At 41.7% G+C, this 17,115-nt stretch carries 11 protein-coding genes; 7 read left to right on the top strand and 4 right to left on the bottom strand.

What is annotated here, in order from left to right:
* Positions 1 to 59: 59 nt before the first annotated feature.
* The 3 genes from kbl to AB1Z56_RS21135 all read right to left on the bottom strand — a co-directional run bounded on the left by kbl (position 60) and on the right by AB1Z56_RS21135 (position 3,417).
* Positions 60 to 1,250: a glycine C-acetyltransferase gene (kbl, locus tag AB1Z56_RS21145; protein WP_309367318.1), complete on the bottom strand. Its 1,191-nt coding sequence runs from the start codon at positions 1,248 to 1,250 to the stop codon at positions 60 to 62.
* Between the two features lie 340 nt (positions 1,251 to 1,590).
* The gene (locus tag AB1Z56_RS21140) at positions 1,591 to 2,838 is read right to left on the bottom strand and encodes an ABC transporter permease (RefSeq protein ID WP_313264756.1); all 1,248 of its coding nucleotides are present in this window, start codon (positions 2,836 to 2,838) and stop codon (positions 1,591 to 1,593) included.
* 153 nt (positions 2,839 to 2,991) lie between these two features.
* Complete coding sequence (locus tag AB1Z56_RS21135) at positions 2,992 to 3,417, bottom strand: DUF2147 domain-containing protein (RefSeq protein ID WP_309367316.1); 426 nt, start codon at positions 3,415 to 3,417, stop codon at positions 2,992 to 2,994.
* A gap of 532 nt (positions 3,418 to 3,949) precedes the next feature.
* On the opposite strand from AB1Z56_RS21135, the gene AB1Z56_RS21130 reads away from it, so the two are divergent.
* Together AB1Z56_RS21130 and AB1Z56_RS21125 are read left to right on the top strand one after the other, a co-directional pair.
* Positions 3,950 to 4,291: a phage holin family protein gene (locus tag AB1Z56_RS21130; RefSeq protein WP_075990513.1), complete on the top strand. Its 342-nt coding sequence runs from the start codon at positions 3,950 to 3,952 to the stop codon at positions 4,289 to 4,291.
* A gap of 235 nt (positions 4,292 to 4,526) precedes the next feature.
* On the top strand, positions 4,527 to 6,443 hold the full coding sequence (locus tag AB1Z56_RS21125; protein ID WP_309367315.1) for a heavy metal translocating P-type ATPase: 1,917 nt from the start codon (positions 4,527 to 4,529) through the stop codon (positions 6,441 to 6,443).
* 163 nt (positions 6,444 to 6,606) lie between these two features.
* Here the strand turns inward: AB1Z56_RS21125 and pgi are convergent, their stop codons facing one another.
* Positions 6,607 to 8,274 carry a glucose-6-phosphate isomerase gene (gene pgi, locus AB1Z56_RS21120; RefSeq protein WP_426790040.1) on the bottom strand — a complete coding sequence of 556 codons (1,668 nt, stop codon included), beginning with the start codon at positions 8,272 to 8,274 and terminating at the stop codon, positions 6,607 to 6,609.
* 218 nt (positions 8,275 to 8,492) lie between these two features.
* Here pgi and prfB point away from each other — a divergent pair.
* From prfB to AB1Z56_RS21095, 5 genes are all read left to right on the top strand, one after another.
* Positions 8,493 to 9,576 (top strand): peptide chain release factor 2 gene (gene prfB / locus AB1Z56_RS21115; RefSeq protein ID WP_309367313.1). Its coding sequence is split into 2 segments (ribosomal slippage): positions 8,493 to 8,552 and positions 8,554 to 9,576, totalling 1,083 coding nucleotides; the frame shifts between segments, so codons are not numbered across the junction.
* Positions 9,577 to 10,030: 454 nt separating this feature from the next.
* Positions 10,031 to 11,476, top strand: a complete 1,446-nt coding sequence (locus AB1Z56_RS21110) for a glycosyltransferase (protein ID WP_426790039.1) — start codon at positions 10,031 to 10,033, stop codon at positions 11,474 to 11,476.
* 200 nt (positions 11,477 to 11,676) lie between these two features.
* A complete protein-coding gene (locus AB1Z56_RS21105) occupies positions 11,677 to 12,219 on the top strand; it encodes an RNA polymerase sigma factor (protein ID WP_426790038.1) in 543 nt (180 codons plus the stop codon).
* A gap of 129 nt (positions 12,220 to 12,348) precedes the next feature.
* Positions 12,349 to 13,470 (top strand): FecR family protein, encoded by a 1,122-nt coding sequence (locus AB1Z56_RS21100; RefSeq protein ID WP_426790037.1) that lies wholly within the window; start codon positions 12,349 to 12,351, stop codon positions 13,468 to 13,470.
* 236 nt (positions 13,471 to 13,706) lie between these two features.
* The gene (locus AB1Z56_RS21095) at positions 13,707 to 17,105 is read left to right on the top strand and encodes a TonB-dependent receptor (RefSeq protein WP_426790036.1); all 3,399 of its coding nucleotides are present in this window, start codon (positions 13,707 to 13,709) and stop codon (positions 17,103 to 17,105) included.
* Positions 17,106 to 17,115: the final 10 nt, after the last annotated feature.

Raw genomic sequence — 17,115 nt, 5'->3', positions numbered from 1 at the left:
AAAATTTTAGGGTGCAAAGATAAACATTTTGCACCACAAAATTTATAACTATGTGTATTTTATTTAATTACACCTAATTCTTTACCAACTTTGGTAAAGGCGGCGATTGCTTTATCCAAGTGAGCAACTTCGTGTCCGGCCGAAATCTGAACGCGAATACGAGCTTTTCCCTGAGGTACAACAGGATAGTAAAAACCGATGACATAGATTCCCTCGTCCAGCATCTTGGCTGCAAACTCTTGTGCCAATTTCGCATCATACAGCATCACAGGCACGATTGGATGGAAACCTGGTTTGATATCAAATCCAGCAGCTGTCATTTTTTCACGGAAGTATTTTGTGTTTGCTTCCAGTTTGTCGCGCAATTCAGTTGTCTCACTGAGCATATCCAATACCGCAACAGAAGCCCCTGCGATTGCCGGTGCTAAGGTATTCGAAAATAAATAGGGGCGTGAACGCTGACGTAACAAATCGATAATTTCTTTTTTACCGGAAGTAAAACCTCCAGAAGCACCGCCTAAGGCTTTACCTAAAGTCCCTGTAATGATGTCAACGCGATCGATTACATTAAACAGTTCGTGTGTACCACGACCTGTTGCACCAATAAATCCAGTACAGTGCGACTCATCGATCATTACCAAGGCTTGGTATTTATCCGCAAGATCGCAGATCTGATCCAATGGCGCCACAGAGCCGTCCATCGAAAATGCACCATCTGTAACAATGATTTTATGTCTAGCTCCAGATGCGGCCTGCAATTGTGCTTCCAAATCAGCCATATCTGCATTTTTATAACGGAAACGTTGTGCTTTACACAAACGAACACCGTCGATAATTGATGCATGATTCAACTCGTCTGAAATGATGGCGTCTTCTGCACCAAATAATGGTTCAAATACACCACCGTTAGCGTCAAATGCTGCCGCATATAAAATAGTATCTTCAGTTCCCAGGAACTTAGAAATTTTTGCTTCTAATTCTTTATGCACATCTTGGGTACCACAGATAAAACGTACCGAAGACATTCCATAACCGTGTGTATCAATCGCTTTCTTAGCAGCCTCGATTACTTTTGGGTGGGAAGACAGGCCCAAATAATTGTTCGCACAAAAATTGACAACTTCCTGTCCTGTACTTACTTTGATGTCTGCTCCCTGAGGAGTAACGATCACTCGCTCTTGTTTATACAATCCCGCTTCTTTGATTGCTTCCAATTCCTTTTCTAAAACTGGTTGTAATGTATTGTACATAATTCGAATTTATTTTTTTATACAATATTACAGTTTTTTCATTGGAATAAGTTGTTTTGCCTTTCGAGAAAAGGGCTATTCACGGAGAATTCACCCCAAATCAATGATTTGGTAACATTAAAACGATTGCATAAAATTCCTTTTTTCCGGCTGTTTTGATTTTCTGCTACCATCGCTCTATAGCCATGTCCCGACGCTGGCCCGCAGCATCACAGATTAAAAACGCACGAATTTACGCGGGCGAATATTAGCCTGAAACTAGATCGTTTAAAGCTATTGTCGTAAGAAAAGGTATTAACTTCAATAAGAAGCGTTTAGAAAGCAGAAATATACGGAAGGCTTACTCGTAACGAAGTGCATCCACTGGATCCAGTTTAGAGGCTTTTGAGGCAGGATAATAGCCCGATAGCATGCCAACGAGCCCACATACCGCAAAACCCAAGATAATCGCACCCCAAGGTATGATAAAAGAGGTCCCCAGCTGCAGCGCCAGGAGATTACCGATCAGGATACCAATAAAGATTCCTGCGACACCGCCGATCATACAAATCACAATTGCTTCCATCAAAAATTGCTTACGTATCACGCTCGGGGTCGCACCGATAGCCTTACGTATGCCGATCTCTCGTGTACGTTCAGTAACCGATACCAGCATAATGTTCATCAATCCGATTGAAGCGCCCACAAGGGTTATAAAAGCGATGACCACGGCGCCCAAAGTAACCATCGCCATATTTTGCATGAGCATCTGCGCAACAGCATCAGATTTGGTGATTTCGAAATCATTTGATTGCCTGGATGACAGGCCGCGGATATTTCTAAATACGATTGTTGCTTCGCCTATTGCTGCTTCCAATCGCATTGGATCATTGGAAGAGACGGTAATCACATAAGAGGGCTCGGTACCCTGCATCACTGCCCGGGCCTTAATCAGCGGAATAAAGCATGCTCTATCACCGCCCATACCTGAAGAAGACCCTTTGCTTTTTAGCACTCCAATGACCAAATAGCGGATATTGTTGACAGTAATAAACTGCCCTATCGGATCAATAATTTCGTTGAACAGCATTTTACTCACTTCACTGCCAATGATAATGACACCACTGCCTGTTTCAACCTCCCGAGTGGAAAAATTGCGGCCTTCGCTGACAACGTAACCCGATGTCTGAAGATAATTTTCATCAGTTCCGATCAAGCCTATATTGGGGTTTGTCTTCTTAGATTGAAATTTTGCGGTTGTATTCCAGCTGACATTGGCACTAATGGATGTCAATGCATTAAAGTGAAAATCCTGTCTAAATCTCGCTGATTGCGCATACGTAATATTGGCATAGACTTTTGAGCGTGTCCCCTCATTACCGATCCGAACATTCAGTCCCCGGTTACGAATATTGAAAGAATTTGAGCCCATCGATGAGAAGGAATCTGTCAATGAATTTTTCATGGCATCGATGGAGGTCAATACGCCGATCAATGCCATCATTCCTATGGCGATAATCAGCGCTGTTAAAAATGTCCTGAGCTTGTTCCCGACAATGGACTGCAGCGCAAGCTTAACATTTTCAACATAAGACATTTTTACGGCCATAAAGCTGGGTATTTATAATTTGTAGGGATGAAAATACTGTAAATCCTGCACAAAACCAAAAGGCAATTTATTTCCATGAAATAAACTGCCTTTTTGATGTAAACGGATCTATCCATGCAAATGGGTGATCTTAGTTTCGAACCGTTTTCTGTCTTAATTAATTCTTTTCCATGTCTCCGTACGTCCAAGCAGGCTCACACCGACATAGCCCCTGATATCAAGCTTATCTCCTTTTAAGGTCATCTTGCAGCTATACGTTTTGCCCGACTTTGGATCATAAATCTTTCCGTCCACATAGGTATTGCCATCTTTTTCAAAATTGGTCAAGATTTCGAGCCCCTGTACATTTCTGCTCTGTTGAGCTTTATCTGGATTTTTTATATCTTTCTTTGGCTGACCGGCTTCATTATTTGGAAATTTCAGCCAAAAGAGCTTACCAAAAAACCTGTCTCCTTTTTTGTAAATTTCAACACGGCCCTCACCGCTTGGGTTTTCCCACTTTCCGATGATGGGATCTGTTTGCGCAAATAATGCTGCTGTCGTAAGCAACATTATGAATGACATCATAATTTTCTTCATGGTCTATTTTTTTATGAACTTAATTCTTTCAATTGCTGCAACATGGCCAATTCGGATTACTCGCTCAAACTGCCCTGGTACCTTCTCCTATTTCCTCTCCAGCGCTAGCCGCAACATGCCTACTGAACAAGCCTAGTAGCTGACGACCAAAAGCTTGCATGCATCGACTATGAAATAAATATACAAAATATTTACTATGCTTGCATATATTTATTTCATAGACGCTTAATTTTCGACCGAACATAGAATCCGTTGGCGAACAACTTCACCCCTTGTTCGCTCTTTGTTCGCCCCAGCTTCGGAAATCCTCTTATGTTTCTTGACAGATTCCCTACCGGTTGTCTACCGATCAGTAGAGAGCCGCTAGAAAATGGATAGGGAATTTCCGAACAGGGTCCGCAGCAGGTCCGAATGAGCTTCAGGTCCGAACGAGCTTAGAAAAACAGACGAAGAGCCGTAAAGTTTGGCATCGGGTTTGCACGAAACTCATTATATTATTACTTTATTTACTCTTTATAAATTAGCACATATTATGAAATTTATTATTAGTCTTTTACTTACTGGAGTTGTCGTCGCGATTGCGTGCTGGATTGTACCCGGTGCTCATGTTGCTGGATTCGGCTGGGCTATTGTTACCGGACTTGTCATTGGTTTTGTCAATGCGACTGTGGGATCGATTTTAAGGTTATTTACTTTCCCGTTGAATTGGCTGACGCTTGGCTTGGTTTCCTTTATTATTACGGTATTGATGGTTTTATTGTCAGATTCGCTACTCGGCTCCAAATTTGATGTAGACGGTTTTTGGACCGCTGCGCTATTTGCCATTGTCGTCGCCATATTGGAAATGATTATTGGTAGCACTTCAAAAGATTAAGAATAAATTTACTGTAGCTATTACACATGAAAAGGCTGTTTCACACTGGAGTGAAACAGCCTTTTTGCTTGAACGCTTCTATTGCATCCTTTAAGGCGCTTTCCTAATTTCGAATCCGTTGGCAGCGATTTATTACCTTCCTATAAAACTGGTTTTACGATGGATTTTATCGCCACTTCCCTCTTTTTTTACGCCTGAATTCGCTAAATTTAATTATTCAAAAGAACCCTGATATATGTGCGAACACAACCACGAGCATAGCCATACAGCACAAGAACATAGTCACACGATGCAGGAACATCCCTGGTGGATCTCCCAGTGCAAGCTTCTTATTGCTCTTTTCATTCTGCTTACTTTACTGCTATTGAAATATGCTTTTAAGATCAACCTCCCCTTTGGACTCCTGTTAGTCTTAAATGGCATCGCGTATCTTCTTGCAGGAATACCTGTTATCCAGATGGCATTCCGTAAGGCAAGCCGTGGCGATTTTTTTAATGAATTCTTTTTGATGACTGTAGCGACTTTGGGGGCATTTGCGATCGGAGAATTTGAAGAAGGTGTTGCCGTCATGGTATTCTACCAAATCGGAGAATGGTTTCAGGACACTGCTGTTGACAATGCAAAAAAATCAATCAAATCACTCCTGGATATCCGTCCCGATAAAGTCACGGTGCTGCGAGGGGGGCAACAACAACAGGTAAACCCTAAAACTGTTGCAATTGGCGAGACTATCCTTGTAAAAGCGGGAGAGAAAGTCGCGCTTGATGGTAAATTGGCAACAGAGAAGGCAGCATTTAATACGGCTGCATTGACGGGGGAGAGCAAACCAGATACAAAATATGCAGGTGACGCTGTTTTTGCGGGTATGATTAACTTGGAAACGGTTGTTGAAATCGATGTATCAAGCGCCTTTGAAGACAGCAAATTGAGCAAAATACTCGAAATGGTACAGGATGCCACTGCACGCAAATCGAAAACTCAGTTGTTTATTTCTCGATTTGCTAAAATATATGTCCCCATTATCTTTGGTCTTGCACTCTTGGTTCTTATTACCCCCTTGTTATTTGTCGACGACTATAATTTTAAGGACTGGTTCTACCGTAGTTTGGTCTTCTTGGTGATCAGCTGTCCCTGTGCCTTGGTTGTCTCTATTCCGCTGGGTTATTTTGGAGGCATTGGTTTGGCATCCCGAAATGGCATCTTATTTAAAGGCGGAAACTTCCTTGATGCCATCACCACAGTAGATACCATTGTCATGGATAAAACAGGCACATTGACGGCTGGTGTATTTGAAGTCAGAGAAGTTTTTGCTGTCAATGGAAACCAAGAGGAATTGCTGAATTATGCCAAAGCTATTGAGGCACACTCCACACATCCCATTGCGAAGGCAATCGTCGGCTACCACCAAGGCAAGCCAGCCTTACAGGCCGAGGAAATTCAGGAAATAGCAGGGCATGGCCTCCGGGCTACTGTCAATGGAAAACTCATGCTTGCAGGTAACAGCAAGTTATTGGACAAATTCAATATTAGCTATCCGGCAGATCTAAAGCAAATGGTATACTCCATTGTACTGTTTGCCATCGAAGGTCAGTATGCGGGTTATATTACTGTGGCGGACCGGAATAAACCAGACGCCCAGGAAGTTATCAGCGCGATGCATGCCCAAGGGCTCTATACCGTCATGTTATCCGGAGACAAAACAGCTGTTGTCAACGAAGTGTCCAAAGAACTTGGGCTCGACAAAGCCTATGGTGATCTCCTTCCGGAGGATAAGGTCAGTCATGTACAGCAACTGATTGATCAAGGACGCCGTGTTGCCTTTGCCGGCGATGGTGTCAATGATGCACCGGTGGTTGCCTTGGCACAGGTTGGCATTGCAATGGGCGGACTCGGGGCAGATGCAACCATCGAAACTGCCGATGTTGTGATTCAGAACGATGAGCCCCGTAAAATCTTGTCGGCTATCAAAATCGGCAAAATCACCCGGAGCATTGTCTGGCAGAACGTCATTCTCGCGATGGGGATCAAAATCATTGTGCTGATTCTCGGCGCAGGCGGTATTGCAACACTTTGGGAAGCAGTGATTGCGGATGTAGGGGTGGCTCTTCTAGCTATTTTAAATGCCATTCGTATCCAGCATAAAACGGTATAAAACCTTAATGACTTCGCAGACACCAATAGCAATGAAAGCGCACTGAAGGTCCTTCCTGACCGGAATAACATCAGATACTTTCAGAAAAAAGACCGATTATTCCTATTAATCGGTCTTTTCTTACTATTACAGTCAGGATCTAATTCGTATCCTTTTTAGAATCTTAGTTGCGCCAAGCTTTATACGTATTGATCAATCCGTTTGTTGAAGAATCATGGCTTGTAACAGCCTCCTCACCGCTTAGTTCCGGAAGAATTTGATTAGCCAATTGTTTACCCAGCTCAACACCCCATTGGTCAAAACTATAGATATTCCAAATCACCCCCTGTACAAAGATCTTATGCTCATAGCATGCAATAAGACGTCCCAGCGTACGTGGAGTCATTTTTTTCAATAAGATGGAGTTCGTTGGGCGATTGCCTTCAAAGACTTTATAGGCTTTCAGTGCTTCAATTTCCTGATCCGACTTTCCGGCTTTCTTAAATTCAGCAACCACTTCTGCCTCCGTTTTGCCATTCATCAAAGCCTCTGTCTGCGCGAAAAAGTTGGACAATAGCAACTGGTGATGGTTTCCGATAGGATTAAGACTATTGGCCGGTGCAATGAAATCACATGGGATCAACTTGGTCCCCTGATGGATCAACTGATAAAAGGCATGCTGTCCGTTCGTACCGGGTTCGCCCCAGATGATAGGTCCGGTCTGATATTGTACCTGTTCACCATTACGGTCAACATATTTGCCGTTACTTTCCATATCCCCTTGCTGGAAATACGCTGCAAAGCGGTGCAGATATTGATCATATGGAAGGATTGCATGACTTTCAGCCTGGAAGAAGTTATTATACCATACCCCAAGCAAAGCCAATATCACCGGAATATTGGATTCAAAAGAAGTTTCTTTAAAATGAAGATCCGCATCGTAAGCGCCTTTTAAAAGTTCCTCGAAATTATCAAACCCAATTGCAAGACTGATCGAAAGACCTATTGCGGACCAAAGTGAATAACGCCCGCCAACCCAATCCCAAAACTCAAACATATTTTGGGTATCTATTCCAAAAGCACGTACTGCTTCTGTATTGGTGCTCAGTGCAGCAAAATGCTTGGCAACGTCTGCCTGAAGAGCACCGCTTGCCAGAAACCAGTCTTTCGCTGTATGTGCATTGGCCATGGTCTCCTGCGTTGTAAATGTTTTTGAAGCGATCAAAAACAAGGTCGTTTCAGGGTCCACAGCTTTCAATGTTTCAGCAATATGCGTCCCGTCTACATTAGACACAAAATGTACATTTAAGCGTGTTTTATATGCTTTCAATGCTTCTGTCACCATAACTGGACCAAGATCAGAACCACCGATGCCGATATTAACTACATCCGTAATTTCTTTGCCCGTATATCCTTTCCATTCGCCAGATATGATCTTTTCCGTAAAGGCTTTCATCTGTGCCAGCACACGTTTAACATCAGGCATGACATCCTTGCCATCGACATAAACAGGTTGATCAGATTGATTTCTCAACGCAGTATGTAAAACCGGTCTATTTTCTGTCACATTGATCCGTTCGCCCGAGAACATCGCCTCTATAGCTTCAGCAAGACCACATTCTTTGGCCAGCTGTACCAAAAGTGCTTTTGTCTCTTCGGTAATCCGATTCTTGGAGTAATCCAAAAGTATATCTTCGAAAGCGATCGAAAATTTTTCAAAACGTGCGGGATCTGCGGCAAAAAGTTGACGTAAATCCTTCAAGTTATTGCTATATGGGCCAAATAACGATCCAAAATGCTGGTTTAGATCTCTATAAGCCTGTGTCTTTGTAAAATTAATTTTTGGAAACATACTGTTTTTACTGAAATTATTTGTTTTATCTGTCACTAAGAATCTTCCGTATTTTGTTATTACACATCATGTAGATCCTTATATGAAGGTTTATTCCGTTGACAATACCAAAACTAAAAAAAAAAGGTCACATATCCGGTATTTGGTAATTGATATTGAGCGCTAAGTTATTCGGCATAAACAGGGATTTATTAATTAAAATTTCTACTTTAGCGGATATGACAAAAGAACAAATTCAAGACTTGAGGGATCGTGTTACTTCCCTGAGGAGGCATCTTTGACATCGATGCACGCAAAGAAGAAATAGAAAGAGACCAGGCAATTACGCTTGAAGCAAGCTTTTGGGATGATTCCAAAGCTGCGGAGAAAATACTCTTGGCCATAAAAAACCAAAAGGTGTGGACAGACCATTTCGACGAAGTCGCCGCGGCGGTTGAAGACGCCTATGTGATGTATGAATTCTTCCAGTCTGGCGACGCCAGTGAAAAGGAAGTAGACGACCAATATAAACTCGCTCTCGCTAAAGTCGAGGAACTCGAATTCAAAAATATGCTTAGCGCTGAGGAAGATCAATTGGATGCGATCTTACAGATTACAGCAGGTGCCGGCGGAACTGAAAGCTGTGACTGGGCTGCCATGCTGATGCGTATGTATATCATGTGGGGTGAGAAAAATGGATATCGAGTAACCGAACAGGATTCACAGGAAGGTGATGTCGCTGGTATCAAGAGCGTCACTTTACAGATATCGGGTGATTTTGCTTATGGCTACCTTAAGGGAGAGAACGGTGTACACAGGCTCGTTCGGATTTCTCCTTTCGATTCCAATGCAAAGCGCCACACCTCTTTCGCTTCTGTCTACGTATATCCGTTGATCGATGATAATATAGAGATTGACGTTAAGGATTCTGAAATCGAATGGGATACTTTCCGCTCAGGCGGTGCCGGAGGCCAAAACGTGAATAAGGTGGAAACAGCCGTTCGATTACACCACAAACCAACAGGCATTATTATTAAAAACCAGGAATCCAGATCGCAGTTACAAAATAAAGAAAATGCGATGCGCCTATTGAAATCTCAATTGTATGAGATCGAGATGCGTAAGCGCCAGGAAGCTACCGCCGCTATTGAAGGTAATAAAAAGAAAATTGAATGGGGGTCCCAAATTCGAAACTATGTCCTACATCCGTATAAGCTTATTAAGGATTTAAGGACCAATTACGAAACCTCCAATACCCAAGCTGTATTGGATGGCGATCTAAATGATTTCCTTAAAAACTATCTGATGGAATTTGGCGGATAAATGTGATCCAGAATCTTCATAACATAGAAGACGCTCTCTTTTGGGAGCGTCTTTTTTCTTGCCCTATGCATGGATTTCCTGACCAGTCTAAACTTATTTTCTTCCACCGACCTATTGCCCCCTTTCCTAAACAGTTTGTCACACAAACTGTCAATTTCTCTTAAGAATAAGGTATCAAATGTTAAAAAATCTTAAAAGTCAATTGAACATATCGTTGATATATTTTAACCAATTTCAGTCGAAACAGAATAACAAACGACTGACATACAACCACTTACAATACTACACAATGTATCAAGAACGTTACAATTTAAGCAAACTGATCATTTTTGGCACAAAATAAAGGCATGTCTTTTGCGTTTATGGAATCGTAATATTTTCATTACAAATGATTCGATTCAACGATCGAACTAAATATTGAATGAACGAAATGTATATCTAAAATAGAACGGTTATGAATTACATGAAAGAAAACTCGATCGTATCCAAGCAGATGACCAAACAATGGCAGCCTGCTGTATACGATGTAAATGCAGCGGAAAAGCGATCTGAGAATACAGTTAGCAAAAAGGAAGAAAGCAACTTTGGCCCGAAGGAATACGTTATTTTTGGAGCAACTTTTTTCATCCTATTTGCGTCAGTTTTTGGCGTATATATGCTTCAACCCGATTTTGATGCTTTACGTTTCCAACGTTTGGACAGTATCGGTGGGACATTCTTAATTGTCTTGGGTATATTTTTAGCCGTTGTCGCTATCAGCTTTTTGATTTTTTTGATTGTACTGCATCGCAGATATAAACCCATAGCATCTGTATCGGATGAAGAGTTACCAACGTGTACGATTATTGTCCCAGCTTACAATGAAGGACAGCTTGTTTATGATACCTTATATAGTTTGGCAAGCAGCGATTATCCGGAGAAAAAGCTTCAGATCATTGCAATAGATGATGGTAGCAAGGACAACACTTTTGCCTGGATACAACGTGCCAAAATGGAATTAGGCGATCGTGTTGAGATTTATCAGCAGCCCAAGAATATGGGTAAAAGACATGCCTTGTATCGTGGATTTAAGTTAGGTACGGGAGAGATCTTTATCACAGTTGATAGTGATTCAATTGTTAAAAAAGATACCATACGCAACATGGCCAGTCCTTTTGTAACAAACAAGGAATGTGGGGCTGTGGCGGGAAATGTTCGCGTGTTAAACAACAAAAAGGCGATTATACCACGTATGTTGAATGTCAGCTTTGTATTTAGTTTTGAATTTGTACGTTCAGCGCAAAGTATGTTGGGTACTGTCATGTGTACTCCAGGAGCTCTATCGGGTTACCGTAAAGAGGCTGTCATGAACTGTTTAGAGGATTGGATCAATCAGACATTTATGGGACAGCCATCTGACATCGGTGAAGATCGTGCGATGACGAATATGATCCTAAAACAAGGTTATCATGTGCTATTTCAATCAAATGCATATGTGTATACTGACACACCTGTACGTTATAAAAACCTGTACAAGATGTTTATCCGTTGGGAACGAAGCAATGTACGTGAAAACATTGCGATGAGTCAATTTGCTTTTAAGAATTTTCGCCAAGGACCTAAATGGGGCGCACGTATCTTATTGCTCATGCAATGGAAAAAAGTATTGTTATCGTATCCAATGATGCTGTTGATGTTGTGGACCGTATTTCATTACCCATTGATGTTTTTAAGTTCTACATTGGTAGGTATCTTAATATTCTCAAGTATTCAGGCTTATTTCTTTGCCTCCAAAAACTCAGATGCCAAAGAAGCTTTCTGGGCCTATAGTTACAGTATATTCTATGCCTTCAGTTTATTCTGGATTACCCCCTATGCCATAGCAACAGCTGGACGCAGAGGTTGGTTGACAAGAGGTTAAATTATAGACTACGAAGCGGTTTTTCTGTTATTTCATATCGTTAATAACAGAAAAACCTCTTCCTTTTAAATAAAAGAAGCCAGTGCAATCGTTTGATTGAAAAAAACATTATCATATTTTTTGTTTTTAATACTAACTTAACACCACAATTATAAATTTGGCCTAATTAAACTAAGGGAGTTACACAAATTTCGGTAATTATGGAACAGTTAGATGACACCGAACTATTCGCTGGGATTCAAGCAAATGACCGTCATGCTTTTTCGGAATTAGTCAATCGCTATTCGGCTATACTTTTTCGATTTATACAGCGTCGTGTTTCCTGTATCGAAGACAGTGAAGACATCCTACAGGAAGTATTTGTGTCCCTCTGGAACAACAGGCACAAAATCAACATTGAATACTCCCTTTACCCATATCTTTTTAAAGCAGCCAAGTACAAAATAATTGACTGGACCATCCAAGAGCAGCGGAAGGTAGCCCGTGCTGAAGCCCTCTTACAAACCTATCAGACACAGTCTACAACAGCAACATCTGAAGAAGAACTCTTGGCTAAGGAACTCTCGGCACTTATCGAACAGGAGATAGACAAGATGCCTACCACAATGAAATCCGCATTCTCGCTCAGTCGAAAGGAATCCATGTCCATTAAAGATATTGCAACTGAACTTGCATTATCCGAACAAACCGTAAAAAATAATATCTCCCTGGCTCTGGGCTGGCTTAAACTTCGCTTTAAATAGCTACACTCTGCTGATATTTTCCTGAACACTTAGCAATCCTTAAAATTTATACAGCTAAAAATCAGCCCATTGTATTTTATTTCATATTTCTTCGGTACTTTCTATCCCCTAGAGAGATTATAGATCTGTATGAAGGAACAAGAATCATCAGATCAAGCGAAAGCGTTGCTCAAAAAATATTTGGCTGGCCAGTGTACAGCGGCGGAAGAACAACAAGTGCTCCGCTGGTTTTATACATTGGATCAATCCGATAAAGAGCAATCTCAGGAAGAGCTAACGAACGAAACTCCGCCCCACCTGGCGTCGCGTATCAATGCAAGATTGGATGCCCAGCTATTTGATGAGCCAACCCCTATCAAACGGCTGACTTGGATGCGGTCCAAATGGATGGTGGCCGCCCTGATGATGGCAGTCTCGGGATTTAGTTTTTGGCTTTATCAAAGAATGTCTTTGACTGCCCCCACAACCATGACACTGGCGGCCGAGATTCCTTCTCAAAGCAAGACATTTCACAACGACATCCTTCCGGGAGGACATTATGCAAAAATTATAACCCCAACAGGAAAAGAGCAGCAGCTCGCAGATCCATTTGTTCAGCAACATAATCCAGCAACAGAAATAGCGGGGAAAAATTTCCGTGTTGATGTACCAAAGGCCGGTACATATATGGTCATTTTAGAAGATGGTACAAAGGTATGGCTCAATTCGCTTACGCAGCTTTCTTACCCAACACATTTTGAAGCAGATCAACGACAGGTTACCTTAACCGGAGAAGCTTATTTTAAGGTTGCCAAGGATGCCAGTCGACCTTTCCGAATCAATGCCAATGGGACAACGATTGAAGTCCTGGGAACCACATTCAACGTAAATGCCTACGAAAAGGAGGTGTCAACATCTCTTGTCGAAGGAAGTGTAAAAATTGTTAAAGAGGGGAAACAGACAATTATTAAACCCGGTGAGCAAGCAACAACACTGGCTAACGATATTCAGGTCAAACTTAGTGACCTTACTAAAAATACAGCATGGCAACGCGAAGAGTTTTATTTTGATGGCAATAATTTCAACGATATCACACAGCAAATTGCAAGGTGGTATAATGTTGAATTTGAAAATATCGAGGCCATGAATAACAGTTCGACATATAAAGGCTCTATAAGCAGAAATAGCAAACTTTCGGAAGTATTACAAATCCTCGCTTTAGCAACAGGACGAAAATTTGACATCAACGGAAGGAAAGTCCTCGTGCAATGAAATTGATTATCTACCTTAAAAATACATCTATGGCATAAACACCGACTTATCGCCTGGATATAACAAAAAAGGGGATGTTGACGCATCCCCGGTTAAATCCAAGGCTTATTTTACTGATTACCAACAGAAATTTAAAACCTCAAAAATCATTCTAATTTATGAATTTTTTTTCTCCAATGAAAAGGCAGGAGAAAACACGGGAATTTCGGGTCCCTCCAGCCTTTAAAACTTTATGTATGATAAAGTTAAGCACTATTTCTTTGCTTTCCCTTGCTTTGGGAGCACATGCCTCGGGAACTGCGCAAACAGTCAATCTCTCCCTAAAAAAGGTAAAGGTTGAGAAAGTCTTGCAAGAAATTTCCAAACAGACAGCTTTACGATTTTTTTATGATGAAAAACTGCTGGATAATCTGCAGCCCATCAGTGTGGATGCAAACCATGCGTCTATTTCACAAGTACTGTCAAAAGCACTAAAAGGGCAGAATCTAAGCTATCAGATTCTCAACAACACCATCGTCATTTCCGAAAAACAACGTACTGATATCGAAATAACAGGTACTGTTCGCGATTCGCAATCAGCACTTGCCGGTGTGACGGTATCTGTCGAGGGAAATTCCTCCATATCTACAAGGACTGATGCCAAAGGACAGTTCACTCTTAGAGTACCGGAGAAAGCAGTATTGGTATTTCAATATATGGGGTATACGACCGAACGTATACAAGTAGGGAATCAGCATTCCTTCAATGTAACATTACAAACAAGCAACTCTCAGTTGGATGAGGTGGTTGTTGTCGGTTATGGTACACAACGAAAAATCAATTTAACGGGAGCTGTTGACCAAATTTCTGCCAAGGAAATTGAAAATAGACCGGTTACCAATCTAGGTGCAGCCCTACAAGGTTTGATTCCAAATTTAAACATTACCAATGCCAGTGGAAATCCGTCGGAAAGTGCCAAATTCAATATCCGGGGTATCACTTCAATCAATGGCGGTGAACCACTTATTTTGGTGGATAACATTCCTGTTACTGGCGATGAATTAGCGAGACTCAATCCAAATGACTTTGAAAATGTATCGGTCTTAAAAGATGCGGCCTCAGCGGCAATCTATGGAGCACGTGGTGCTTTCGGCGTTGTTCTGATAACAACTAAATCTGCCAAATCCGAAAAACTTCAAGTAAATGTAGGAATGAGCACCCAATGGCGCACCACAGGTAAATTGCCTGATATTGTCACAGACCCGCTTACCGTGATGCAATATAAGCACGATGCTGCTTACCCATTATATGATTTATATCCAGATGCAGTACGTGAATATGCGAAAAAGCTTCAGCAGGATCCTAGTTTACCCAACACGATCTTAGACCCAACAAACCCAGAAAAATGGGCTTATTATGGGCAAACAGACTGGATGAATGAAGCCTATAAAAAAATGGCTCCAACCAATACGCTCAATTTGAGCTTGGGAAAAAAAACAGACAAATTAAATTACTTGTTCTCAGGAGAATATTATCAATTAGACGGTGCACTAAAATATGGTAATGACAAGCTAAATCGTTACAATGTTCGTAATAAAGTAGATTTTCAAGTCACTCCATGGTTGAACTTCGGAAATAATACAGTATTGACCAGCCGGCAATATGAAGCACCGGTGTTCATGGGTGGTGATTTCTTCTGGAATGTTAACCGGACCGCATCGTTAGATGTTCCAAAAAATCCGGATGGGAGCTGGACCCAAGCAGGTGCTAGTCTTTTAGGACTATTACAAGAAGGAGGACGAAAAAAAGAAAACATCAACGAGTTCCAAACGACATTCAATGCCAAAGCAGATTTGATCAAAAACGTATGGACAGCTAATGCAGACGTGACTTTCCGTCGTTCTTTTGATGTAATAGATGGTTTTAATCGGCCCGTACAGTATAAGACCGGCCCCAATGCTACGCCTCAATATGCAGGAGGAACTGTACCTTCCGCTTACAAACAGCAGGAAAATACGCGATATGATGTAATCAACGTGTATACGCAATATACACAACAATTTAATGACCACCATGTCAGCGCCTTAGTCGGTTATAACCAAGAATATAGGAATACCGAAAGGAATTACGCGCTTAAAAATGGTCTTTATTCGGCTGATATACCATCCATCGGCTTAGGTAGCGGAGCAACAACTGTTACCCATAATATCGATGATTATGCACTACAAGGTGTATTTTATCGATTGAACTATGATTATAAAGGGCGTTACCTAGTGGAGTCTAACGGCCGTCTGGATGGTTCTTCACGCTTTCCAAAGGGAGACCGTTGGGGATTTTTCCCATCGGTATCTGCGGGATGGGTACTTTCTGAAGAACAATTCTTTAGTCCGCTCAAATCTGCAATCAACTTTTTGAAACTTAGGGGCTCTTATGGACAATTGGGCAACCAAACCGTCTATGACCAGAATATGAATCCACTAAGTTATCCTTACTTGCCGTCTATGGCAGTAGATAATGGCATTCCTAGAGTTATTGAAGGTAATCGTCCAATATCCCTGTATCCACCACTAGTGGTGGCCAAATCCCTAACATGGGAGCGTATTTCAACCATCAACGGAGGTATTGACTTTAATCTACTCAACAACCGCTTAAATACAACATTTGATATTTACAAACGTACCAATGAGGGTATGCTTATCCCAGGAAGAACTCTTCCCGGGGCTTTTGGTGCTGACGCGCCGAACTTCAATGCTGCCGATATGAAAACGAATGGTTGGGACCTACGCATTAGCTGGAAAGATCAATTCGAGCTGAATGGGTCTCCATTCCACTATAATGCGACATTTACATTAGCAAACAGCAAAGCTACAATCACCAAATTTGACAACCCAACGGGCGATATTAGACAACATTACGCCGGACAGCGCATCGGTGAAATATGGGGCCTTCAAGCAGATGGCTTCTTCCAAAATGAAGATGAGCTAGCCAAATTGGATCAAACCGACGTGGGAACGGACGATCAGCAATACAAATTCTATGTTGGCGACATCAAGTTCAAGGATATCGCGGGAGGGCCAGATGGAGGACCTGATGGTAAGATCACCAAAGGAAAACAAACGCTTGCTGACCATGGCGACCTCAAGATTCTAGGTAATTCCGAAATTCAATATCCATATAGTTTAGACCTTTCAGGTTCATGGAAAGGTTTTGACCTACGTGTATTTCTTCAAGGTGTTGGAAAAAGAGACTGGTATCCACCGGGAAGCCAAATCTATTTCTGGGGAATTTATGCACAACCCTGGACTAACGTGACCAAACAAAACTTAGACCATTGGTCTCCTGATAACAGAGATGGGTATTTTCCACGGATAAAATCGTACAGTGCAGAAGATACCGGCCAAGAACTCGGGTTGCCTAATACACGTTACCTGCAGAATGCAGCTTATTTAAGGGTAAAAAACATCACTTTCGGCTATAGTCTTTCTCAGAATTTCACAAAACGAATTGGCTTACAGGCCGTACGCTTTTATGTAAGTGGCGAAAATCTGTTTGAACGTTCAGGGCTCAAAGTAAGCATAGATCCAGAAGCCTTAGGCAGTACAAAAGTATACCCTTTCCAACGCACTTATGCCTTTGGATTAAATGTTAAGTTTTAATACGCATATT

The organism is Sphingobacterium sp. WOUb80 (genome assembly GCF_050058145.1).
Lineage (GTDB): Bacteria > Bacteroidota > Bacteroidia > Sphingobacteriales > Sphingobacteriaceae > Sphingobacterium.
Note: the sequence above shows the minus strand (reverse complement) of the source record. Positions and strands in the feature narration are given on the sequence as shown.